The following is a 19,233-nucleotide window of genomic DNA, read 5'->3' on the forward strand; positions in this document are numbered from 1 at the left end:
CTGCCCGTGAACCAGGGGTGCGAGCGCCGTCTCCCAAGAATCTCTAGTTGGGTCGGCGCTGTTGCCGGCCGGAGGGAAAGCGATGGGTAGGACCCTCCGGCCGGACCGGGACTCGGGGGTCACTCGTGCGGGAGGATCGCGACCGGGCAGCGGACGTGGTGCATCACCGCGTGGTCGACCCGACCGGTGTGCGTGCCGACCCTGGCCGGGCGGTTGCGGCGGCCGACGACCAGCAGGCCGGCGTCCGCGACCGCGCTCTGGATCAGGTGCGCCGCATGGTCGTTCGCCACGCGCTCGTGGACCTCCACCGTCGGGTACTTCTCGCGCCACGGCCCGAGGACCCTGGCCAGCTCCCGCTCGGCGTCGTCCTGCGCGCTCATGTTCTTCGCGCCGGGCCCTGGTGCGATCGACTGCTGCCACGCGTGCACCGCACGCAGGGGCGCGGACCGCAGTACAGCGCTCTCGAAGGCGAACGCGAGGACCTCCTCACACGTACGCGCCGTGTCGACACCCACGACGACCTCCCGGTACGGGGCACGGGCCGACGGCTTGCCGTCGGCGTCGGGCATCCGCTCGCTCGCGGGGGTGTCGTCGGCCCGGACCAGCACGACCGGCCGCGTCACGTGGGCCACCGTCGCCAGCGCCACGGAGCCGGCCAGGAACCCGCCGAATCCGCTGAACGCACGGCTGCCCAGCACCAGCAACTCGCCCTCCGCGCACGCCGACACGAGGGCGTCGGCCGGGGGCCGGGCGATCTGTTCGGCACTCAGATAGACCTGCGGATAGCGCTCGTTGACCCGGTCCATGGCTTCGCGCAGAATCCGCCGGGCCCAGAACCGGGGCGCCTCCAACTCGGGCAGCGTCGACGGTTCGGGCGACGCCGCCTGCCACGCGTGCACCAGGCGCAGCGGCAGACCGCGGCGCAATGCCTCCCTGGCCGCCCAGTCCGCGGCGGCGAGGCTCTCGCGTGAACCGTCCAGTCCTACGACAACAGGACGCAGCACGGTCAACACCTCCCTGGATCGGTGGCCGCGGGCTGGTCCGCGGACCCTGTACCACCAGCGTCGTCCCGACGGCACCGCCGCAGGAGAGCCCATCGGGGCCCGGGTGGGGACCGTTCGGCCCATGCACCGGGTGCTGCCGTGACTGAGGCTGAAGGTGTCCCGTGACAACGCCGGAGGACGTCATGAACAGCACCCCGCACATCGTCAGCGATGTGATGACCCGCACCGTCGTCGCCCTCGGGCGCGGGGCCGGGTTCAAGGACATCGTCACGACCATGCAGCAGTGGAAGGTCAGCGCCCTTCCCGTCCTGGACGACGAGCGTCGGGTGATCGGCGTCGTCTCCGAGGCCGACCTGCTGCCCAAGGAGGCGTTCCACGACGGCGACCCGGACCGGTACTCCGAACTGCGCCGCCTGTCCGACCTGGTGAAGGCCGGGGCCGTCACCGCTGCCGACCTGATGACCGCACCGGCTCTCACGGTCCACGCCGACGCCACTCTCGCCCGGGCCGCACGCACCATGGCCCAGACCCGGACCAAGCGGCTTCCCGTGGTCGACGGCCAGGGTGTGCTGAAGGGCATCGTCAGCCGCTCCGACCTGCTGAAGGTGTTCCTGCGGGACGACGAGGACATCGCGGGCGAGATCCGCCGCGAGGTCGTCGCCCACCTGTTCCCGGAGCAGGTCGAAACGATCCGCGTGGAGGTGCACGACGGCGTCGCCACTCTCACCGGCCGCATCCCCGACACCGCCCTCGTGCCCGTCGCCACCCGCCTGGTGCGCGCGGTGGAGGGCGTGGTGGACGTGGACTGCGCGCTCCTCGGACCGACCCGCCGTCCGGACCTCGAACCCCTGTGAACACGGCGGGCGTTCGGCTGCCAGGGCCGACCGGGTCGACCACGGGCCCGGTCGGCCCACGCGTGCGACGCCTGCGCGCGGGACGCTGGAAGTGAAGAAGAAGAGGAGGGAGAACATGAGCGGCATGATCGAGCGGCTCCCCGGCTGGCCGACACTCCCCGAACTGTTCGGCTGGGTCGAGACAGGGCTTCCGGGCGCGCACACGATCCCGGGACTGCACACCATCCGGGTCGAGGAGCACCTGACGGACGGGACGTATGTGCTGCGGGCCGAGCTTCCGGGCATCGACCCCGCCAAGGACGTGGAGATCACGGTCACGGAAGGCGTTCTGACCCTGCGGTCCGAGCGCGGTGAGGAGATCACGGAGAAGCACCGCACGGAATTCCGCTACGGCAGTTTCGCCCGCTCCGTCCGGCTGCCGGCCGGCGCGAAGGGCGACGAGGCCACCGCCGCGTACAAGGACGGTGTCCTGACGATCACGGTCCCGGTGCCCGAGACGAAGACCGGCACCCGGACCATTCCGGTGCAGCACGGCTGAGCGCGCGCACGCGCCGTGTCGCACCACGTGTGCGCGGCCGGGACAGGGCCCCCGGCCGCGCACACGACCGAGCCCCGCTCCTTCGACGAGGAGAGCGCCATGACCCCGAACGAAGCACCACCGCCGGCACGACCCGCGCAAGTCCGTACCAGACCCGCACTGCTCACCTTTCTGGGCGGCGTCGGGACGGTCACCGGCAGCAAGTTCCTCGTCGAGAGCGACCACGCGCGCGTACTCGTCGACTGTGGCCTCTTCCAGGGCCTCGCCGATCTGCGCCGGCTCAACTGGCGGCGGCTGCCGTGCGACGCGACCGACATCGAGGCGGTCGTCGTCACGCACGCCCACCTGGACCACTGCGGATACCTGCCCAGGCTGGTGCGTCACGGTTTCCACGGCCGCATCGTGACGACCGAGTACAGCGCACGCCTCATCGAGATCGTCCTCAGGGACAGCGCCAAGCTCCAGACGGAGGCCGCCCAGCACGCCAACGACCACGGCTGGTCCAAGCACCGGCCCGCACAGCCGCTGTACGACGACTCGGACGTCGACCGCACCCTCAAACTCCTCGACCCGGTACCGACTGGCGTGACCACCGAAATCGCCCCGCACACCCGGCTCACGCTGCATTCGGCCGGCCACATCCTCGGCTCGGCCTGGGCGCTGCTCACCCTGGAGGACGGGCACACCCTCGCGGCCAGCGGCGACCTCGGCCGCCCCGGACACCCCCTGCTACGGCCCCCGGAGCCGTTCTCCGGAGCGGACGTCCTCCTCATGGAGTCGACGTACGGAAACCGCCGCCACGAGGAGGACTCCGGGCGGGCCCACTTCGCCGACGTCCTGGCCCGCACCCTCAGGAGGGGCGGCACGGTCGTCATCCCGGCGTTCGCCATCGACCGCACCGAGGTCGTCCTGCACGAGCTCGCCGCACTCCGCCGCCGGGGCCTGCTGCCCGCCGCCGTACCGGTGTACGTCGACAGCCCGATGGCCCTCGCCGCGTTGGACGTCTACCGGGACGCCGTCCTCGCCAAGGCCCCCGAACTGCACCCCGAGGTCACGGCCGACGGCACGGACGCGCTGAGCCCCGAGCCGTTCCTCGCGGCACGGACCGTCCAGGAGTCCATCGAGATCGGCCGCTCCACCGGACCCGCCGTCATCGTCTCGGCGTCCGGCATGGCCACCGGCGGCCGTGTCCTGCACCATCTGGAGCGGCTGTTGCCCGACCCGCGCAACACCGTCATGGTGGTGGGTTTCGCGGCGCGGGGCACCCGGGCCCGCGACCTCGTCGACGGAGCCAAGGCGCTCAAGATGTTCGGCGAGTACGTCCCGGTGCGTGCACAGGTCGCCGACGTACCGCACTTCTCGGCCCACGCGGATGCCGCCCAGATCATCGACTGGCTGCGCGGCGCGCCCGCCCCGCACACCACGTACCTGGTGCACGGTGAGCCCGACGCCGCCGAGGCCCTGCGGGACCGTATCGATCAGATCCTGGGCTGGACGGCCGTCGTGCCGCGCTCGGGGGAGCGGGTCCTCGTCCGCTGACGGGGCGGTACCGGGTCAGTACGGGAGACGCCGTCCGGACGGGGTCCGCAGATCGAGCGGCGCGGGCCGGCGCGGGATCGAGGGGCGCTTGGTCTCCTGTATGCGCTTCATGACCGCCGCCTCCTGGATTCCCGTGGGCGGGGTGCCTCTCACCCTGCCACCGCGCTCGTACGACGACGGGGCCTCCGACTCCGGTCCGTGGGCATCAACGACCACGTACCAGAACCGAACGGCCCCACTCCCTCGTACCCGTACGGCACACCCCGTACCCCTCCGGCACGAGAACCGGCCCGGACTCCAGGTCCGAGCCGGTCGGTCTTCCGCCCGCCACGGCGCTACGAGGCACCACTCCTGGCCAGCGAAGGCGAGTCGACGCCTTCCCACGGCTCCCGGGACCGCTCCGCCACCGGCACGGTCACCACCGGAACCGTCGCGTGCCGCAGGCACTCACGGCCCACCGGGCCGACGGAGGGCAGTCCGAAGTCTCCGTGCGCCTTGCGTCCCAGGGCCAACAGCAGGGCGCCGCGCGCCTGTTGGAGCAGCACGCGTGCGGGCGGCCCCTCCACCACGACGCGAAGAACGGCATCGCTGGTCCGGGGTCCCAGAGCCGCGCGCACGGTGGTGGCGAGGACCTGGGCGGCCTGTTCGCGCTCCTGGGCGACCGTCGGACGAGCGGGTACCGGAGCGTAGGGTGCGTGTCCGCTCGCGGCCGGCTCCCAGGCGTGCACGGCGACGAGGTCCGTGTGCAGGACTGTCGCCTGCTCGGCCGCCCAGCGCAGGGCCGCCATCGACTGCTCGGATCCGTCGACGCCGACCACGATGCCGGTGCCGTCGGTGTGTTCGGTCATGGGAGCCTCCCTGGTCGGTCTCTTGTCACCCGGTGGCCCGGACACGGCGGCCGTGGCGTGGGCCGACGGGGCCGTGTCCGGGCCCGGACGGGTGCCGTGCTCAGGGCGCGACTTGGGGTTCGTCACCGCCCTGGTCGAGCCGGAACGGCGGGTACACGTCGGTGAGGAGTGCCGCGTAGGCGATCACGCGCAGCACCCACCGGTTGAGTCCGATCACCAGGTCGAACAGGCCGCGCGGGTAGCGTCCGGTGGCGGCCAGCGAGACCCCGGCGAATATGGCGAGCAACGCGATGAGGCCGCCCGAGGCCCAGGGCACCTTCAGTCCGCCGAGCAGGAACGCCAGGATCAGATAGTGCGGGACGGCCAGGAGCCACCACTTCACCAGGACGAGACCGCGGGACAGGTGCTCCGGATGGGCCATGTCCCAGTGCGTCGGGTAGTCGGGTACGTCGGCGAGGGTGAAGGGCGGGTACCGGTCGGTGCCCAGGGCGCCGTACGCGTAGTACGCCACGCGCCAACTCCAGCGCAGCACACCGGTGTTGAAGTCGAACAGCGGGCGCGGGTAGCGGCCGGTGAACAGGATCGAGAAGAAGGCCACCGCGCTCGTCCCCACGAACGCCACCCACAGGAAGAACAGGACGACGTAGTGGGGGAGGGCGAGCAGCCACTTCACCAGCCACAGCCAGCGCGACAGGGCCGGATCGAGGTCCGCGGTCAACCGGGCGGGGTGGACCGCGGGCATCGCTTCATTCATGGCGAACGATCCTTTCGGGGGCTGATGCGGTCAACTCCGGTAGTTCCGGTGGTCGTCGTGCTTGCCGATGTAGTGCCGTTCCTCGATGACGGCCTCGCGCTCGCCCGGTCGCAGGACAGTGCCCCGGGTGCTCATGAATGTGATGAGGCCGATGACTCCCGCCACCATCAGGAAGAAGCCGACGATGAACGAGTTGTAACCGAACACCAGGCAGCCGCCCAGTACGGTCGCGCCGAGCAGAATGAGCGGAATCATGACCGTCTCCTTCAGTTGGACGCGCGGTACTCGGGATGCCATCTCGGCCGCGGGCCGGCGGCATCCTTCATCCGGCATCAGCGCCAGCGTCCCGCTCCGGTCTCCGGCAGCACAGGGGCTGAGTGGGCAGGCAGCCGGGCCGAGTGGCCCTCGTCCTGCCCGGACTCGCGAACTGACCGCAGACGACGGGGACATGGGGCCGGATGGCCCCGCGCATGCCCCGGAGGCCCCTCCCGCCCGGGCGGTCGGGGAACGACGCTGGCATCGAGGAACACACCGAGTGTGGGGAGGTGCGGATCATGCTTGCGTCCGTCATGGCCGGAGTGGACGGATCTGCGGAGAGCCTGGCCGCGGCCGAATGGGCGGCCCGAGAAGCGTTGCGCCGCGGCCTGCCGTTGCGGCTCGTGCACGTCTGGGACCGGCATCCGCATCCGGCGCAGGAAGAGTCCGTGAGCGCGGTCCAGCGGCATCTCGCGCGCAGCGCCCTGCGGCAGGCACAGGACCGGGCCCGGGCGGTGTGTCCGGACGTGCGCCTGGCCAACGAGCTGGTGGAGGGTCCCGCGATCGCGGAGCTGCTGAAGGCAGCCGAAGACGCTGAACTGCTGGTGCTGGGTTCGCGCGGCCTGAGCGGGTTCACCGGGTTCCTGGTGGGCTCGGTCGCGCAGGGCGTGGTGGCCCGTGCCACGCGTCCCGTGGTTCTCGTCCGGGCCGGCGAGACGGCGGCCGACGAGCTCGTGTCGACCGACTACGACAGTGACGGCCCGCGGACCGGGTACCGGGACGTGGTACTGGCCGTCGACCTCGACGCACCGGGCGACGCGGAGATCGAGTTCGCCTTCGAGGCGGCCCGGCTGCGCGGCGCGAGGCTCCGCGTCGTCCACGCCTGGCAGACGCCGATCCTGGGGCTCGGCCCCGGCGAGGTCGACCTGCTCAACGACCCGCACCGGGCCGAGGAGTGGCAGAACGCACTCACCGGCGCGCTGCGGTTGTGGTGCGACAAGTACCCCGACGTGGAGGTCGTCGCCACCGTGACCAAGGACCAACCCCGGACCGCGCTGATCCGAGCCGCGTCCGGAGCGGGCCTGCTCGTCGTCGGCCACCGGATCGCCGAGCGGCCTCTCGGCCGCCGTACCGGCCCCGTGACCCACGCCGCCATCCATCACGTCGACTGCCCGGTCGCCGTGGCCCCGCACGTCTGAGGAGTGACCCCGTGATGATGTACTGGAACCACCACGACATGAGCGGCTGGGACTGGTTCGCGATGTCGATCGGCTCGGTCCTGCTGTGGGCCCTGCTCCTGACCGTCGCCATCCTGCTCATCCGCAACCTGAGCCACACCTCTCAGCGTCCGCACACCCTCGCCGCGCCCCCGCCCGAGCAGGTGCTCGCCGACCGGTTCGCCCGCGGGGAGATGGACGAGGAGGAGTACCGCAACCGCCTGGCCGTCCTGCGTACGGACGGCTCCAGGCTCACCGAACACTGAGGCCCGGGGTGGGACGACGAACTACGGCAGAGGCCCGTCCGTCGTCCCACCCCGGTGCGTTCCGGGGGGCGCGGGACTGTCCGCCGAGGGCCCAACGGGTCCGCGGGCGGGGACCGGTCGGTGTGCCGAGGGGCCCGTCCGGCCCCTGTGGAAGTACCGGAGACCGCACGAGTCTGGAGTCCAGTGGAGCGCCTCTTCCGACCAGGGAGGGTGCCTGGAGAGGGGTGGACTGTGATGAGTGGACCGGTGGTCGTGGGAGTGGATGGTTCGCGGTCGAGCCTGGCGGTGGTGGAAGTCGCCGCGCAGCAGGCCGAGCGGCTCGGAGTCGGCCTGGAGCTGATGCAGGTCATCGGCTGGCCGACCGCGGGCGCACCGTCCGCGATCCCCTCGTGGGACGCGGACAGGACCGGAGGACGTGCGTCGTCGACCGGTGCACTGGCAGAGGCCGAGCGGTGTGCGCACAGCGCCGCACCGGGCGTGCGGATCTCGCGCGAAGTCCTTGTCGGCGAACCCGAGAACGTGCTGTTGGCGGAGTCGCACCGCGCGTCCCTGACCGTCGTCGGAAGCAACGGCACTCGAGGGCACGGCACCCCGCGCAACGACCCCCTCGCCGGCCGCCTGTCCGCGCGTGCGTCCGGTCCGCTGCTGGTGGTGCGCGGCAGGCCGAACCCGGCCGGTCCCGTGCTGCTCGCCGTCCACGGCACGTCGACACTTCGCGAAGCCGCCGAATTCGCCTTCGCCGAGGCCTCGTTGCGGGGAGCCGACCTGGTGGCCGTACATCTGCGGCCCGTTGTCGCGACAAGGCCGTACGGCGAGTCCGATGTCGCCTCCGCGGCGGAGGACGACGAGGACTTCGCGCTCGCCGAGACCCTGTCCGAGCTGAGCAAGCGCCACCCGGACGTCACCCTGCGCTGCCGTCGGCCACAGGGCCGATCCCGCCGGGTCCTCGTCGAGGCCAGCAGCGACAGCCAGCTCCTGGTGGTAGGGGTACGTGGCCGGTCCCGGTTCGGAGGCGGCCTGCTGGACCCGGCCGCCCGGACCGCCCTGCACGAGGCCGACTGCCCAGTCGCCCTCGTCCGCTGCTAGCCGCAGCGGAGAGTGGCCGGTGGAACACCGTCCGGTGTTCCACCGGCCACTCTCCTGTGCGACGACGGTCACTTCAACGGGCGGCCACACCGGACCCCGCGCCCTGCTCCAACGACTGACCCGCCGACCGGCGCGGTGAGGCGGGCCCCTGCCTGCCGTAGCCCAGACGGAGCACCATCTGTGCGTGCTCCCGTCGGCCGTCCGCGAGCTGCTCACGCAGGTCGGGCCATTCCAGTGCCTGGTGCAGGAGCGATGCCCGCACGCCGTGGGCGGTGGCCACCAGCAGGACGCGTTCGAGCGCCTCCCCGGCGCGCAGCCAGTCGGTCCTGCGGTCGTGGAGGGTGGACAGTACGGCGATGGAGGGCCGCTTCTCGAAGGGGCGGGCGGCGAGTGCCGTCTGGTGCCGGTGGGCGCCGAAGTCCCGCACGGGTACCTGCTCCCGGAAGTCCTGCGGGCCGATCGCCTCGGGTGGCATGCCGAGCGACTCGGCGTCGGGAGGGTGGACCCAACGGCGGCTCTCCACGGCCCGTCCGGTGTCCGCGATGTTGCGCTGTTCCGCCTGTCGCGTCAGCCGCAGCAGCCGGTCCGTCGCCGTGGGCCCGGGAAGGTCCAGCACGGCGCCTTCAGCATGCGCGGCCTCGGTCAGTTCGGTCAGTACGGAGGCCGGCACCGGCCGGTCGGAGAACGGGAAGCGGCTGCTGCGCCGGCGCCACAGGGCGTTGTACAGCTCCGGAGCCGCTGAGAACCGGGTGGTTCCGGCGAGCCGTACGGTGGCCAGCAGGTCCGGTTCGCCGGGCCGGGGGAGACGCCGCGTCACGGGCTCCCAGCCGTAGTGGGCGACCGCGACGCGCAGGTTGTACAGCGCGCACCCGACCGAGACGTGCAGGGCGCGTCCCGACGGGTCGATGTGCGGCAGGCCGCGTTCCACGACGGCCCGGATCTCCAGCGTGACCGTGTCCGGGTCGAGCCGGAACCGCCAGGGCTGGGTGTTGTGGATCGAGGGCGCGGCGACGGACGCCGCGATCAGCGTTTCCAGGGTCAGGACGTCGAGAACCGTGCTGGACATGGGGTCTCCTCCCCGCCCCGCGCCCGAAGGGTGGCAGGGCTGTTCGCCGTTCCTGTCCAGCGTGGTGCTGCGGGGAGGGCCGGAGGGAGGGGCCGTACGGCCTCGGGTCGCGCCGGACGGCCCGGCGCGCGGCTCAGCCGCCGGAGCGGTTCCCGGACTCGGACTGCTCCAGGTGCGAGGCGAGTACCGCGGCCTGCACCCGGCGCTGGACGCCCAGCTTGGCGAGCAGCCGGGAGATGTGGTTCTTGACCGTCTTCTCCGAGAGGTAGAGCCTCTTGCCGATCTCGCGGTTGGTCAGGCCGTCCCCGATCAGCGCGAGGATCTCGCGCTCGCGTGGTGACAGGCTCGCCAACTCGGGTGCGATCTCCGGGGTCTGGGCGGGTTCGGCCCGCAGGGAGCGCATCAGACGGGCCGTCGTCGCGGGGTCGAGCATCGACTGTCCGGAGGCGACCGTCCGTACCGCCGAGACCAGGTCGGAGCCCTTGATCTGCTTGAGCACATAGCCGGACGCCCCGGCCATGATGGCGTCGAGCAGGGCGTCCTCGTCGTCGAACGAGGTGAGCATCAGTACGGCCAACTCCGGCATCTGGTCGCGGAGTTCGCGGCAGACGGTGATGCCGTCGCCGTCGGGGAGGCGTACGTCGAGCACGGCGACGTGCGGGCGCACCGCGGGGGCTCGTACCAGCGCGTGCTCGACGTTCTCGGCGTCGCCGACCACCGAGATGTCGTCCTCGGCGTCCAGGAGGTCGGACAGACCGCGTCGCACGACCTCGTGGTCGTCCAGCAGGAAGACCCGGATCGGGTCCTGTGCGGTGAAGGTACGTGCCTCGGTCATCTCGACCCCTCGTTCCCCGGAGTATGAACGGACTGCGGGCCGTCCGTGAACACGATCATCACGCGCCCGGCCCGGAAGTACTAGGGCCGACCGGCCCAACCGGCACCGTGGGCGTGTCCTCACCGGCCCCCACACGACGGTCGGGTGGCCCATCCCCGCGGCGATCACCCGGTGGGACCGTCCTCTTGTCCTTGTCTTCATGATGCCCGCGAGGGGGTGTGACCGATGCCGAAGACCAAGCGCCCGAAGGTCCTGGGGTGGCGCTGGCGGCACAACGAACTGCGCCGGCACAGTGACGCGGTCGAGGCGTGGATCGTCCTGGCGGCCTGGGCGTTCGCGACAGCCGGCGGTGTCGTGGCCGGCGTGGGCGGCGCCCAGGCCGTGGCGGCCGGGCAGGCGAGGGACGCGGCGGAGCGCCGGCCGGTGACCGCCGTGATGCTCGGTACCGCGCCGGGCGCCGCGGCCGAGTACAACCGCGTGAAGGCGACCGTGCGCTGGACCGACGCGCAGGGCACCGTCCGTACCGCCACGGCGGACGTGAAGGACGGAACGGCCGTCGGCGGCACGGTACCGGTGTGGACGGACGGGCACGGCCACCTGGTGGACGAGCCCGCGAGCCCGGTCGTGGCGACGGCACGCGTGGTGCTGGCCGGAACGGGAGCCGGGCTGGCAGGCGGACTGTTCGTGCTCGCGGGTGGTCGTCTGATCCGGCTGCGGGTGGAGCGGCGGGCCACCGATCGGTGGGGCGAGGAGTGGGAGCTGACCGGGGAGCGGTGGGGGCGCAAGGCCGGCTGAGACGCCGTTGCCTCGCCGGCAGTCGGTGGCCGACGGGGCAACGGCTTACGGGCCCAGGGCACTTTGCGCTACCGGGATTCATTCGCAGTGCATCGGGCTTCAGTCCGGTGGTGAAGCGAATCTGATGGTTGCGACGCGGAGCGTCGCGGATTCTGGTCCGGCGGAGCCGGATGGTGTGTGTCGATTACCCGTGGCGCGGAGCGCCGCGATGGCTGGGCCCCGGTTGAGCCGGGCGGTGCTCACACGGGCCGGTTCTGCTGTTCGATGTACTGCTTGACCATGGAGAGCGGGGCACCGGCGACGGTTCCGGCGAAGTAGGAACCGGACCAGAGCTTGTTGGCCCGCCAGTAGTGGCGTACCAGGTCGGGAAACTCCTGCCGCAGACGGCGGGAGGACACGCCCTTGAGGGAGTTGACGAGCTTGGTGACGGTAACCTTGGGAGGGAAGTTCACCAGGAGGTGGACGTGGTTGTTCTCGCCGTTGAACTCCACCAGCTCGCAGTCGAAGTCCGCGCACACCGATCGCATGATCTCCTCCATGCGCGCCAGATGAGCATCGGTGAACACTTCATGCCGGAACTTGGTCACGAAGACCAAATGGACATGCATCACGAAAACACAGTGCCGACCAGTTCTGATGTTCTGCATATCGCCCATAACCCAAGTATGTACGGTGGGTCTCATGCGGCTTCGGTACAGCTTCCGCCTGTACCCGGACACCGGCCAACGCACCGCGCTGGCCCGCGCGTTCGGGTGCGCCCGCGTCGTGTTCAACGACGCCGTGCGTGCCCGTGAGGACGCCCGGACGGCGGGCGGGGCGTTCCCGACGGCCGGCGAGCTGTCCAAAAGGCTGATCACCGTCGCGAAGCAGACCCCTTCACGGCTCTGGCTGGGTGAGGTCTCCGCGGTCGTGCTGCAGCAGTCCCTGCGCGACGCGGAGGCCGCCTACAAGAACTTCTTCGCCTCCCTCAAGGGCGAACGCAAGGGTCCGAAGGTGGGTACGCCCAGGTTTAAGTCCCGCAAGGACAACCGTCAGTCGATCCGCTTCACCGCCAATGCCCGCTGGTCGGTCACCGACTCCGGGCGGTTGAACCTTCCCAGGATCGGCGCGGTGAAGGTGAAGTGGTCACGGACCCTGCCCGCACAGCCGTCCTCGGTCACCGTGATCAAGGATGCGGCCGGTCGGTACTTCGCCTCCTTCGTCATCGAAACCGACCCGGCCGCTGACGCGACCCGCATGCCCGACTCCGACCAGATGGTCGGCATCGACCTGGGGCTGACCCACTTCGCCGTCCTGTCCGACGGCACGAAGACCGGCTCCCCGCGGTTCCTGCGCCGCGCGGAGAAGAAACTCAAGAAGACCCAGCGGGAGCTGTCCCGTAAACAGAACGGCAGCAAGAACCGCGACAAGGCCCGCCTGAAGGTCGCCCGCGCCCATGCCCAAGTGGCCGACGCGCGCCGGGAGTTCCACCACCAGCTCTCCACGAAACTGATCCGCGAGAACCAAGCGATCGGCGTGGAGGACCTGGCGGTCAAAGGACTCGCGCGCACCAGGCTGGCCAAGAGCGTGCACGACGCGGGCTGGGCACAGTTCGTACACATGCTGGAATACAAAGCAGCCAGGTACGGGCGGACCCTGGTGAAGATCGGCCGCTTCGAACCGACCAGCCAGGTCTGCTCGGCCTGTGGGACCAAGGACGGGCCCAAACCCCTGAACATCCGGGAATGGACCTGTGCCGCCTGCGGTGCGGTCCATGACCGGGACCACAACGCCGCGAAGAATGTCAAAACGGCCGCCGGACTGGCGGTGACAGCCTGTGGAGCGCAGGTCAGACCAGGACACGTCCTGGCACAGCGTGCTGAAGCAGGAAGCCACGGATTCTCACCCGAACCCCGTGCCGCGTAGCGGCACAGCAACGGACGAGAAGGCCAGAATCCTCGGGCTTCAGCCCGAGGAGCAAGTCAAGCGGAGCGCTCGTCGGGCCCGTCGAGTCCGAATTCCACGTCCACGACCCCCTCGATGGCTCGCACCAGCCGCGCGGCCACGGGGACCAGGGACGTGTCCCGCACCCGGCCGCCGAGCCGTACGACACCGTCCCGGACCTCGACCCGCACCGCCGACGCCGGACCGGGGAACAGGTACGCCACCACCTCGCGCCGTACCTCCTCCGCGATCTCCTCGTCGTCCCGGAGAAACACCTTCAGCAGGTCGGCACGGCTGACGACACCCTCCAGCCGGCCCGCGTGATCCACGACGGGCAGCCGCTTGACCTTGGCCCGAGCCATGGTCCGCGCCGCCTGCGCGAGGGTCGCTCCCGCGCCCACGGTCAGGGCGGGCGACGTCATCAGCTCGCCCGCCGTCACCGAACCGGCCTTCGCGAGGTCGGACAGCCGGCGCCACTGCGTGTGCCGGTCGGGGTCGCTGTCGCGGAACTCCTCCTTGGGCAGCAGATCCGCCTCCGAGACGATTCCGATCACCCGCTCCGCCGCGTCGAGCACGGGCAGGGCGCTGACCTTCCGCTCCTGCATGGCGCGCACGATGTCCTTGAACGCGGCCTCGCGGCGGACGGTGGCGACGGTACGGGTCATCACGTCGCTCACGATGTGCGGGGATCCGTGCATGGTCACTCCCAGTTCGTCGCGGCCCGTCGACGCGGTCATCGCATGCCGCCGCTGCCGTAGGGGGCGTACAGGTCCAGCAGCCGGGTACGGGCCGAACGGAGCCGGTGGGCCACGATGTCGCCCACCCACTGGAAGACGTTCACGCCGAGCGCGGGATCGTCCCTGCACAGGGTGCGGACGGCCGTGGCGTCGAACTCCCAGGCGCGCACCGGCGTCGTCGCCTCGGCGCCCAGATGCCAGGTGTGCGGGGCGAACAGCCAGGACCAGCCGACGAGTTCGTTGTGCCCCAGCGACTCGATGACGGCGGCCTGCCGGCCGGGCACGCGCATGTCGAGGGCGACAGTGCCGGTGCGGATGATCCAGAACCGGTCGGCGCGCGCGCCCTCCGCGAAGAGCCGGGTGCCCTGCGGGATCGACACCTCGCGGGCGAGCTTCATCAGCTGCTCGCGGTGCTCCGGGGGCAGGGCCCGCGGCATGCTCATGGTCGGGGAAGCGTTCATGGCGTACCTCCGGAAAGCGTACGTATCTACCACTTCCAGCGTCCGCCCGTGTGTCCCGACGGGCCATGGGCCACTCGGCCCGCGGACCGGGCCGACCGGTGCCCCGGGGGAGCCCTACGGCACCCTGTGCCACCCGGCTGCCCGCGGTTCGATGAAAGCGAGAGAGGTACTCGACCGACATGAGCATGAGGGGGTGAACACCGTGGGTACGACCTTGACACCGGAGTTCTGGAGGCAGTTCGCCGTCCTGCTGGTGATCGCGACCGTGGCCACCGCCGTACTCAGCGCCGTACTCGACGCGCTGGTGCTGCGGATGCGCGCCCACCGGACACCGCAGCGGCCGCCGGCCACACCGGTGGTCCGCACACACCGGCCGATCCGGCGGACACCCGTCCACCACTGACGCACCGTTCGCGAAGGGCTGACCCCGGAGCCGCCGACACGGAATGCGGTGACCTGAGAGTCTGTCGCTCGTCGGAAAGGAAGCAGGGGTGCCGCCGGCGTCCCGACGGACGGTCCCTACGATCGGACAGTGATCAAGCAGACCACGGTGCGTACCGGGCGGGGGAAGGTCTTCGGGACCGTCCTCTGCTGTGTGATCGCCCTTTCCCTCTTCGGCGTCGCCGTCCACATGGCCGTCTCGGCCGTCGGGCGCCTGGGGCTGGTGGGGAAGGAGCTGACCATGCGGGTCACGGTCTGTGACGCGTCCGCGCCGGTCACGACATCCCGGGGCGGTGGTCATCCCGACCTCGACTGCCGGGGGTTCGTGGATCCGGCGCAGGTCCCGGGTGGTGGGACACGCCGGATCACGGCGACCGGCTTCTCCTCCGAACCCGTCTTCGGCGCGCCGGTGAAGGTGGCCCAGGAGCCGTGGGGGTCCTGGGTGCCGGTGGACCAGGGCGACTGGAACCGGCTGGGCCGCGCGCTCTCCCCGCTGATCCCGCTCGCCTTCGCCGGCTTGTTCGCCAACGTGCTCTTGGCCGCCCACCGCCGACGGAAGAGCGCTGGGCAGTTGCCCGCAGGGGCCTCGACGGAGAAGTAGAGAAGGAGAAGGGCCCTTGCTCCCGAAGACGGCGCAGGGCCCATCGGGCAGGGCCGGCACCGGCAACGCCCTCCCGCACCCGGGCGAGTGGCCGAAGCCCTGCCCGGCCGTTCCAGGTATCCGTACTCACAGCGCGCCCTCTTCTGCTGCTGAGCGCAGTGCGAAGAGTCGAGGCTTCTGCTCCTTGGCCCGGCGGGCCGCCCGGTGGCCGATGCCGGTTGCCACGCAGACCGTTCCGGCAGGTGGCCCAACAGGCCCTGCGGAAGGGGTCGTTCAGCCCGCCGCCGACGGACCAACGGCATCAGGTGACGGACGTCCCGGCGCACCAGAGTGAGGGGTGCAACGAACGACCCGACACCTCGAAAGGAACACGATCATGGCCGTGCACGAGCACCCGCACCGCAGCTCCGGCTTCCACCTGCCCACGTTCCGCAGGAACGGCTCGGCGTCGGACGGCGCCGTGACGGCAGTTGCCACGCCGACCACCATGACGCGTGCCTACGCGTTCGCGTCCCTGCGTCTGCTGACCGGGTTCGTCTTCCTGTGGGCTTTCCTGGACAAGACGTTCGGGTTCGGTTATGCGACTCCGTCCGGCAAGGGCTGGATCGACGGCGGCTCGCCGACCAAGGGTTTCCTGAGTTCGGTGGCGGCGGGTCCGATGGAGTCGACGTTCCATGACTGGGCCGGTGCCGGCTGGGCGAACTGGCTGTTCATGCTCGGTCTGCTCGGTATCGGTGTCGCGCTGGTCTCCGGTGTCGCGCTGCGGCTGGCCGCTGTGGCGGGTACGGCGATGATGGCGCTGATGTGGATCGCCGAGTGGCCGCCGGCGAAGCACCTGTCGGACGGCACGCTGAGCATGTCGTCGAACCCGTTCGTGGACTACCACCTGATCTACGCCGTCGTCATCATCGCCCTCGCGGTGGCGGGCGCCGGTGCCACGTGGGGGCTCGGCAAGGTCTGGGCCACGCTGCCCATCGTCCGCGACCACACCTGGCTGCGCTGACCGCAGGAGAAACGCTGGGCCCCCTTGTGAGGGGGCCCGGCCTGCCGCTGCCCATTGGGCCGAACGGCCCCTGTCGGGGACCTGCGGCCCCTGCTGCGGGAACCCCTACGGCGCGAAGCTGAAATCAGACATCCGTTCAGGAGGAAGAGTCATGGTGCGCACTGTTGTCGCAGGTCTCGATGGTTCGCCCGAAAGCGGTGCCGCCGCAGAATGGGCGGCCCGCGAGGCGGAGCTGCGCGGCCTGCCGCTGAAGGTCGTCCACGTCTGGGAGCCCGTCCCGGACCCGCTGGCCCAGGCCCCGCTGATGGGCGCGGAGACGCAGCAGCACTGGAGCGAGCGGATTCCGCGCGAGGCGGGCGAGGGCCTGCGCCTGCGCCACCCCGGCCTGGACGTCTCCGAGGAGCAGGTGACCGGTTCGCCCGGGGACGCGCTGGTGGACGCGGCGAAGGACGCCGAACTGCTGGTCCTCGGCTCCCGCGGACTGAGCGGCGTCGGCGGATTCCTCGTCGGATCCGTCGGCCTCTCCGTCGTCGCGCACGCCGAACTCCCCGTGGTCCTGGTCCGGGCCGGCGAACAGGCCGCCGACGAGCACGAGAGCGACCCGGCGGGCAGCCCGTCGACCGGCACCTCGTACCGGCCCGTGGTCCTGGGCCTCGACGCCGACGCCCCCGCCGACGCGGTGATCGAGTTCGCGTTCGCCGAGGCCGCCCGGCGCGGTACCGGCCTGCGGGTCGTCTACGGCTGGAACCTGCCGCCGTACTACGCCTACGGCCTCGCGATGGACGCGGGCCTCAACGACGAACTCTCCCGCGAGGAGACCACCGCCCTCACCGAGGCCCTGCGCCCCTGGCGCGAGAAGCACCCCGCCATCGAGGTCGCCCTGGAGCCCCGCGTCGGCAGCGCCGCCGACCACTTGGTGGACGCCTCCCGCGAGGCCTCCCTGGTCGTCATCGGCCGCCGTATCCGCCGCAATGCGCTCGGCGCCCACATCGGCCCGGTCGCACACGGAGTCCTGCACCACGCCATCGCCCCCGTCGCCGTCGTCGCGCACGACTGACCCACCCCTCAAGGAGCAGGAATCATGAAGGCAGCCGTTGTACGAGCGTTCGGTGAGCCCCTCGTCATCGAGGAGCGCCCCGATCCCGAGCCCGGCCCCGGCCAGGTCCGTGTCCGCGTCGAGGCCTCCGGGCTGTGCCACACCGACATCCACGCCGCGCACGGCGACTGGCCCGTCAAGCCGAACCCGCCGTTCGTGCCCGGCCACGAGGGCGTCGGACTCGTCGAGAAGCTCGGCGACGGCGTCACCCACCTGGCCCTCGGCCAGCGGGTCGCCGTGCCGTGGCTCGGCAAGGCCTGCGGGCGGTGCGAGCACTGCCTGTCCGGCTGGGAGACGCTGTGCGAGCAGCAGATCAACACCGGGTACGGCTGTGACGGCGGGTACGCCGAGAAGATGCTGGCCTGGGCCGACTTCGCCCAGCCGGTGCCCGACGGCGTGAGCGCGGTGGACGCCGCCCCGCTGACCTGCGCCGGCGTGACCACGTACAAGGCCCTCAAGGTCGCCGGTGTGCGGCCCTCCCAGCTCGTCGCGATCTCCGGGATCGGCGGGCTGGGCCACCTGGCCGTGCAGTACGCGAAGATCGCGGGGGCGACGGTCGCGGCGATCGACGTCACCGACGAGAAACTCGAACTGGCCGCCGAACTCGGCGCGGACCTCGTCATCGACGCCCGCAAGGAGGACGTCGGCCAGGTCCTCAAGCAGCACGGAGGTGCCCACGCCGCCATCGCGCTGGCCGTGAACGAGGCCGCGTTCACCGCAGTCAACTCCGGTCTGCGGCGCGGCGGCAAGCTCGTCATGGTCGCCCTGCCCGCGCACGGCACGATCCAGGTCCCGATCTTCGACACCGTGCTGAACGGCACCTCCGTGATCGGCTCGATCGTCGGCACCCGGCAGGACCTCGACGAGGTCTTCCGGCTGCACGCGGCGGGCCGTACGAAGGTCATCCACGAGACCCGTCCGCTGGACACCGTCAACGAGTCCATCGCCGACGTGCTGCGCGGCGAGATCAAGGCCCGGATCGTCTTCGACCTCACGTCGGGGCGGTGACCACGATGACACTCCCCATGGTCGTGGGCGTGGACGGCTCGGAGCCGAGTCTGCGCGCCGTCGACTGGGCGGCCGACGAGGCCGCGTTGCGCGGAGTTCCCCTGAGGCTGGTGTACGCCTCGCTGTGGGAGCGCTACGAGGGCACCTCGATCGCCGAGGACCTCGCCAAGCCGGACGAGCAGGTGATGGCCGAGGACATCGTCGACAACGCCGCACGCCGGGCACGTCGCCGCCGTCCGGAACTCGACGTGAGTGTCGAGGTGTTGGCGGAGGAGCCCGAGTACGCGCTGGTGCGGGAGAGCCGCAGCGCCTCGGTGCTGGTGACGGGGACCCGCGGCCGGAGCGGTCTCGCCGAGGCGCTGCTGGGTTCCGTGAGTCTGGTCGTGGCCGGGCACGCGCAGTGCCCGATGATCGTCGTGCGCGGCAACCACGACAACCAGGCCCGCACCGGCACACACGGCCGCGTCGTCGTGGGTGTCGGAGAGAAGCCGGCGGGCTCTGCGGCGGTGCGCTTCGCCTTCGACGAGGCGCGGCGACGCGGGGTGCCGGTGGAGGCCGTACGGGCCTGGCGCTGGCCCGCGCACGAGACCACCGACCATCCGCTGATGTCCGGCGAACCCGCCCGGCTGCACGAGCAGCAGGCGGTGGAGGCGCTGGACACGGCACTCCAGGACGCTCCCGCCGATGTCGACGCACGCCGCCGTACGGTCGAGGGCCCCACCCGGAAGGTGCTCGTGGACGCCTCGCGTGAGGCCGACCTCCTGGTGGTGGGGGCCAAGCGCCGTGCCGGGCACTACGGGCTCCAACTGGGCCGAGTGGCCCACGGGGTACTGCACCACTCCGCCTGCCCGGTGGTCATCGTGCCCGAAAAGGGATGAGCACGATCGTCCCCAACTCCGTCTGCTG

At 71.2% G+C, this 19,233-nt stretch carries 23 protein-coding genes; 14 read left to right on the forward strand and 9 right to left on the reverse strand.

Going from position 1 to position 19,233, the window contains the following annotated elements:
• Positions 1–119 precede the first annotated feature (119 nt).
• Entirely contained in the window at positions 120–1,004 is an 885-nt protein-coding gene (locus AB0I69_RS47290) for a universal stress protein (protein ID WP_363102044.1), read from the reverse strand.
• A 182-nt stretch (positions 1,005–1,186) separates the two neighbouring features.
• Here AB0I69_RS47290 and AB0I69_RS47295 point away from each other — a divergent pair, with 182 nt between their 5' ends.
• The 3 genes from AB0I69_RS47295 to AB0I69_RS47305 all read left to right on the forward strand — a co-directional run bounded on the left by AB0I69_RS47295 (position 1,187) and on the right by AB0I69_RS47305 (position 3,935).
• Positions 1,187–1,858, forward strand: coding sequence for a CBS domain-containing protein (locus AB0I69_RS47295; RefSeq protein WP_363102045.1), 672 nt, complete (start codon positions 1,187–1,189; stop codon positions 1,856–1,858).
• A gap of 115 nt (positions 1,859–1,973) precedes the next feature.
• Positions 1,974–2,396: an Hsp20/alpha crystallin family protein gene (locus AB0I69_RS47300; protein ID WP_363102046.1), complete on the forward strand. Its 423-nt coding sequence runs from the start codon at positions 1,974–1,976 to the stop codon at positions 2,394–2,396.
• 99 nt (positions 2,397–2,495) lie between these two features.
• A complete protein-coding gene (locus tag AB0I69_RS47305; RefSeq protein ID WP_363102047.1) occupies positions 2,496–3,935 on the forward strand; it encodes an MBL fold metallo-hydrolase in 1,440 nt (479 codons plus the stop codon).
• 335 nt (positions 3,936–4,270) lie between these two features.
• On the opposite strand, the gene AB0I69_RS47310 is transcribed toward AB0I69_RS47305, so the two are convergent.
• The 3 genes from AB0I69_RS47310 to AB0I69_RS47320 form a co-directional block, all read right to left on the reverse strand.
• The gene (locus tag AB0I69_RS47310) at positions 4,271–4,783 is read right to left on the reverse strand and encodes a universal stress protein (RefSeq protein ID WP_363102048.1); all 513 of its coding nucleotides are present in this window, start codon (positions 4,781–4,783) and stop codon (positions 4,271–4,273) included.
• A gap of 100 nt (positions 4,784–4,883) precedes the next feature.
• Entirely contained in the window at positions 4,884–5,537 is a 654-nt protein-coding gene (locus AB0I69_RS47315; protein WP_363102049.1) for a DUF4389 domain-containing protein, read from the reverse strand.
• Positions 5,538–5,567: 30 nt separating this feature from the next.
• Complete coding sequence (locus AB0I69_RS47320; RefSeq protein ID WP_363102050.1) at positions 5,568–5,792, reverse strand: hypothetical protein; 225 nt, start codon at positions 5,790–5,792, stop codon at positions 5,568–5,570.
• A 299-nt stretch (positions 5,793–6,091) separates the two neighbouring features.
• Between AB0I69_RS47320 and AB0I69_RS47325 the strand changes: the two genes are divergently transcribed.
• From AB0I69_RS47325 to AB0I69_RS47335, 3 genes are all read left to right on the forward strand, one after another.
• On the forward strand, positions 6,092–6,991 hold the full coding sequence (locus AB0I69_RS47325) for a universal stress protein (RefSeq protein ID WP_363102051.1): 900 nt from the start codon (positions 6,092–6,094) through the stop codon (positions 6,989–6,991).
• 14 nt (positions 6,992–7,005) lie between these two features.
• Positions 7,006–7,275, forward strand: coding sequence for an SHOCT domain-containing protein (locus AB0I69_RS47330; protein WP_363102102.1), 270 nt, complete (start codon positions 7,006–7,008; stop codon positions 7,273–7,275).
• 234 nt (positions 7,276–7,509) lie between these two features.
• Positions 7,510–8,361, forward strand: a complete 852-nt coding sequence (locus tag AB0I69_RS47335; protein ID WP_363102052.1) for a universal stress protein — start codon at positions 7,510–7,512, stop codon at positions 8,359–8,361.
• Between the two features lie 73 nt (positions 8,362–8,434).
• Here AB0I69_RS47335 and AB0I69_RS47340 read toward each other — a convergent pair whose 3' ends face one another.
• Both AB0I69_RS47340 and AB0I69_RS47345 read right to left on the reverse strand, forming a co-directional pair.
• Positions 8,435–9,427, reverse strand: a complete 993-nt coding sequence (locus AB0I69_RS47340) for a nitroreductase family protein (protein WP_363102053.1) — start codon at positions 9,425–9,427, stop codon at positions 8,435–8,437.
• A gap of 133 nt (positions 9,428–9,560) precedes the next feature.
• Positions 9,561–10,262 carry a response regulator transcription factor gene (locus AB0I69_RS47345; RefSeq protein WP_363102054.1) on the reverse strand — a complete coding sequence of 234 codons (702 nt, stop codon included), beginning with the start codon at positions 10,260–10,262 and terminating at the stop codon, positions 9,561–9,563.
• Positions 10,263–10,487: 225 nt separating this feature from the next.
• Here AB0I69_RS47345 and AB0I69_RS47350 point away from each other — a divergent pair, with 225 nt between their 5' ends.
• The gene (locus AB0I69_RS47350; RefSeq protein ID WP_363102055.1) at positions 10,488–11,057 is read left to right on the forward strand and encodes a hypothetical protein; all 570 of its coding nucleotides are present in this window, start codon (positions 10,488–10,490) and stop codon (positions 11,055–11,057) included.
• Between the two features lie 239 nt (positions 11,058–11,296).
• Here the strand turns inward: AB0I69_RS47350 and tnpA are convergent, their stop codons facing one another.
• Positions 11,297–11,713: an IS200/IS605 family transposase gene (gene tnpA, locus AB0I69_RS47355; protein ID WP_363102056.1), complete on the reverse strand. Its 417-nt coding sequence runs from the start codon at positions 11,711–11,713 to the stop codon at positions 11,297–11,299.
• A gap of 25 nt (positions 11,714–11,738) precedes the next feature.
• Between tnpA and AB0I69_RS47360 the strand changes: the two genes are divergently transcribed.
• Positions 11,739–12,962 (forward strand): RNA-guided endonuclease TnpB family protein, encoded by a 1,224-nt coding sequence (locus tag AB0I69_RS47360; protein WP_363102057.1) that lies wholly within the window; start codon positions 11,739–11,741, stop codon positions 12,960–12,962.
• A gap of 56 nt (positions 12,963–13,018) precedes the next feature.
• On the opposite strand, the gene AB0I69_RS47365 is transcribed toward AB0I69_RS47360, so the two are convergent.
• Both AB0I69_RS47365 and AB0I69_RS47370 read right to left on the reverse strand, forming a co-directional pair.
• Complete coding sequence (locus tag AB0I69_RS47365) at positions 13,019–13,678, reverse strand: CBS domain-containing protein (protein ID WP_363102103.1); 660 nt, start codon at positions 13,676–13,678, stop codon at positions 13,019–13,021.
• Positions 13,679–13,713: 35 nt separating this feature from the next.
• A complete protein-coding gene (locus tag AB0I69_RS47370) occupies positions 13,714–14,178 on the reverse strand; it encodes a cyclic nucleotide-binding domain-containing protein (protein ID WP_363102058.1) in 465 nt (154 codons plus the stop codon).
• 202 nt (positions 14,179–14,380) lie between these two features.
• On the opposite strand from AB0I69_RS47370, the gene AB0I69_RS47375 reads away from it, so the two are divergent.
• The 6 genes from AB0I69_RS47375 to AB0I69_RS47400 all read left to right on the forward strand — a co-directional run bounded on the left by AB0I69_RS47375 (position 14,381) and on the right by AB0I69_RS47400 (position 19,205).
• Positions 14,381–14,581, forward strand: coding sequence for a hypothetical protein (locus AB0I69_RS47375; RefSeq protein ID WP_363102059.1), 201 nt, complete (start codon positions 14,381–14,383; stop codon positions 14,579–14,581).
• Positions 14,582–14,710: 129 nt separating this feature from the next.
• Positions 14,711–15,220, forward strand: a complete 510-nt coding sequence (locus AB0I69_RS47380) for a hypothetical protein (protein WP_363102060.1) — start codon at positions 14,711–14,713, stop codon at positions 15,218–15,220.
• A gap of 376 nt (positions 15,221–15,596) precedes the next feature.
• Positions 15,597–16,223 carry a DoxX family protein gene (locus AB0I69_RS47385; protein WP_363102061.1) on the forward strand — a complete coding sequence of 209 codons (627 nt, stop codon included), beginning with the start codon at positions 15,597–15,599 and terminating at the stop codon, positions 16,221–16,223.
• A gap of 151 nt (positions 16,224–16,374) precedes the next feature.
• Positions 16,375–17,280: a universal stress protein gene (locus tag AB0I69_RS47390; protein WP_363102062.1), complete on the forward strand. Its 906-nt coding sequence runs from the start codon at positions 16,375–16,377 to the stop codon at positions 17,278–17,280.
• A 24-nt stretch (positions 17,281–17,304) separates the two neighbouring features.
• Entirely contained in the window at positions 17,305–18,327 is a 1,023-nt protein-coding gene (gene adhP, locus AB0I69_RS47395; RefSeq protein WP_363102063.1) for an alcohol dehydrogenase AdhP, read from the forward strand.
• 5 nt (positions 18,328–18,332) lie between these two features.
• A complete protein-coding gene (locus tag AB0I69_RS47400) occupies positions 18,333–19,205 on the forward strand; it encodes a universal stress protein (RefSeq protein ID WP_363102104.1) in 873 nt (290 codons plus the stop codon).
• Positions 19,206–19,233 lie beyond the last annotated feature (28 nt).

Source organism: Streptomyces sp. NPDC050508, assembly GCF_040655155.1.
Taxonomy (GTDB): domain Bacteria; phylum Actinomycetota; class Actinomycetes; order Streptomycetales; family Streptomycetaceae; genus Streptomyces.

Coding starts and splice junctions, on each gene's coding strand:
- adhP (WP_363102063.1), top strand. CDS start 17,305: ATGAAGGCAGCCGTTGTACGAGCGTTCGGTGAGCCCCTCGTCATCGAG.
- AB0I69_RS47320 (WP_363102050.1), bottom strand. CDS start 5,792: ATGATTCCGCTCATTCTGCTCGGCGCGACCGTACTGGGCGGCTGCCTG.
- AB0I69_RS47385 (WP_363102061.1), top strand. CDS start 15,597: ATGGCCGTGCACGAGCACCCGCACCGCAGCTCCGGCTTCCACCTGCCC.
- AB0I69_RS47305 (WP_363102047.1), top strand. CDS start 2,496: ATGACCCCGAACGAAGCACCACCGCCGGCACGACCCGCGCAAGTCCGT.
- AB0I69_RS47330 (WP_363102102.1), top strand. CDS start 7,006: ATGATGTACTGGAACCACCACGACATGAGCGGCTGGGACTGGTTCGCG.
- AB0I69_RS47335 (WP_363102052.1), top strand. CDS start 7,510: ATGAGTGGACCGGTGGTCGTGGGAGTGGATGGTTCGCGGTCGAGCCTG.
- AB0I69_RS47325 (WP_363102051.1), top strand. CDS start 6,092: ATGCTTGCGTCCGTCATGGCCGGAGTGGACGGATCTGCGGAGAGCCTG.
- AB0I69_RS47390 (WP_363102062.1), top strand. CDS start 16,375: ATGGTGCGCACTGTTGTCGCAGGTCTCGATGGTTCGCCCGAAAGCGGT.
- AB0I69_RS47300 (WP_363102046.1), top strand. CDS start 1,974: ATGAGCGGCATGATCGAGCGGCTCCCCGGCTGGCCGACACTCCCCGAA.
- AB0I69_RS47350 (WP_363102055.1), top strand. CDS start 10,488: ATGCCGAAGACCAAGCGCCCGAAGGTCCTGGGGTGGCGCTGGCGGCAC.
- tnpA (WP_363102056.1), bottom strand. CDS start 11,713: ATGGGCGATATGCAGAACATCAGAACTGGTCGGCACTGTGTTTTCGTG.
- AB0I69_RS47370 (WP_363102058.1), bottom strand. CDS start 14,178: ATGAACGCTTCCCCGACCATGAGCATGCCGCGGGCCCTGCCCCCGGAG.
- AB0I69_RS47345 (WP_363102054.1), bottom strand. CDS start 10,262: ATGACCGAGGCACGTACCTTCACCGCACAGGACCCGATCCGGGTCTTC.
- AB0I69_RS47315 (WP_363102049.1), bottom strand. CDS start 5,537: ATGAATGAAGCGATGCCCGCGGTCCACCCCGCCCGGTTGACCGCGGAC.
- AB0I69_RS47340 (WP_363102053.1), bottom strand. CDS start 9,427: ATGTCCAGCACGGTTCTCGACGTCCTGACCCTGGAAACGCTGATCGCG.
- AB0I69_RS47360 (WP_363102057.1), top strand. CDS start 11,739: ATGCGGCTTCGGTACAGCTTCCGCCTGTACCCGGACACCGGCCAACGC.
- AB0I69_RS47295 (WP_363102045.1), top strand. CDS start 1,187: ATGAACAGCACCCCGCACATCGTCAGCGATGTGATGACCCGCACCGTC.
- AB0I69_RS47400 (WP_363102104.1), top strand. CDS start 18,333: ATGACACTCCCCATGGTCGTGGGCGTGGACGGCTCGGAGCCGAGTCTG.
- AB0I69_RS47310 (WP_363102048.1), bottom strand. CDS start 4,783: ATGACCGAACACACCGACGGCACCGGCATCGTGGTCGGCGTCGACGGA.
- AB0I69_RS47365 (WP_363102103.1), bottom strand. CDS start 13,678: ATGCACGGATCCCCGCACATCGTGAGCGACGTGATGACCCGTACCGTC.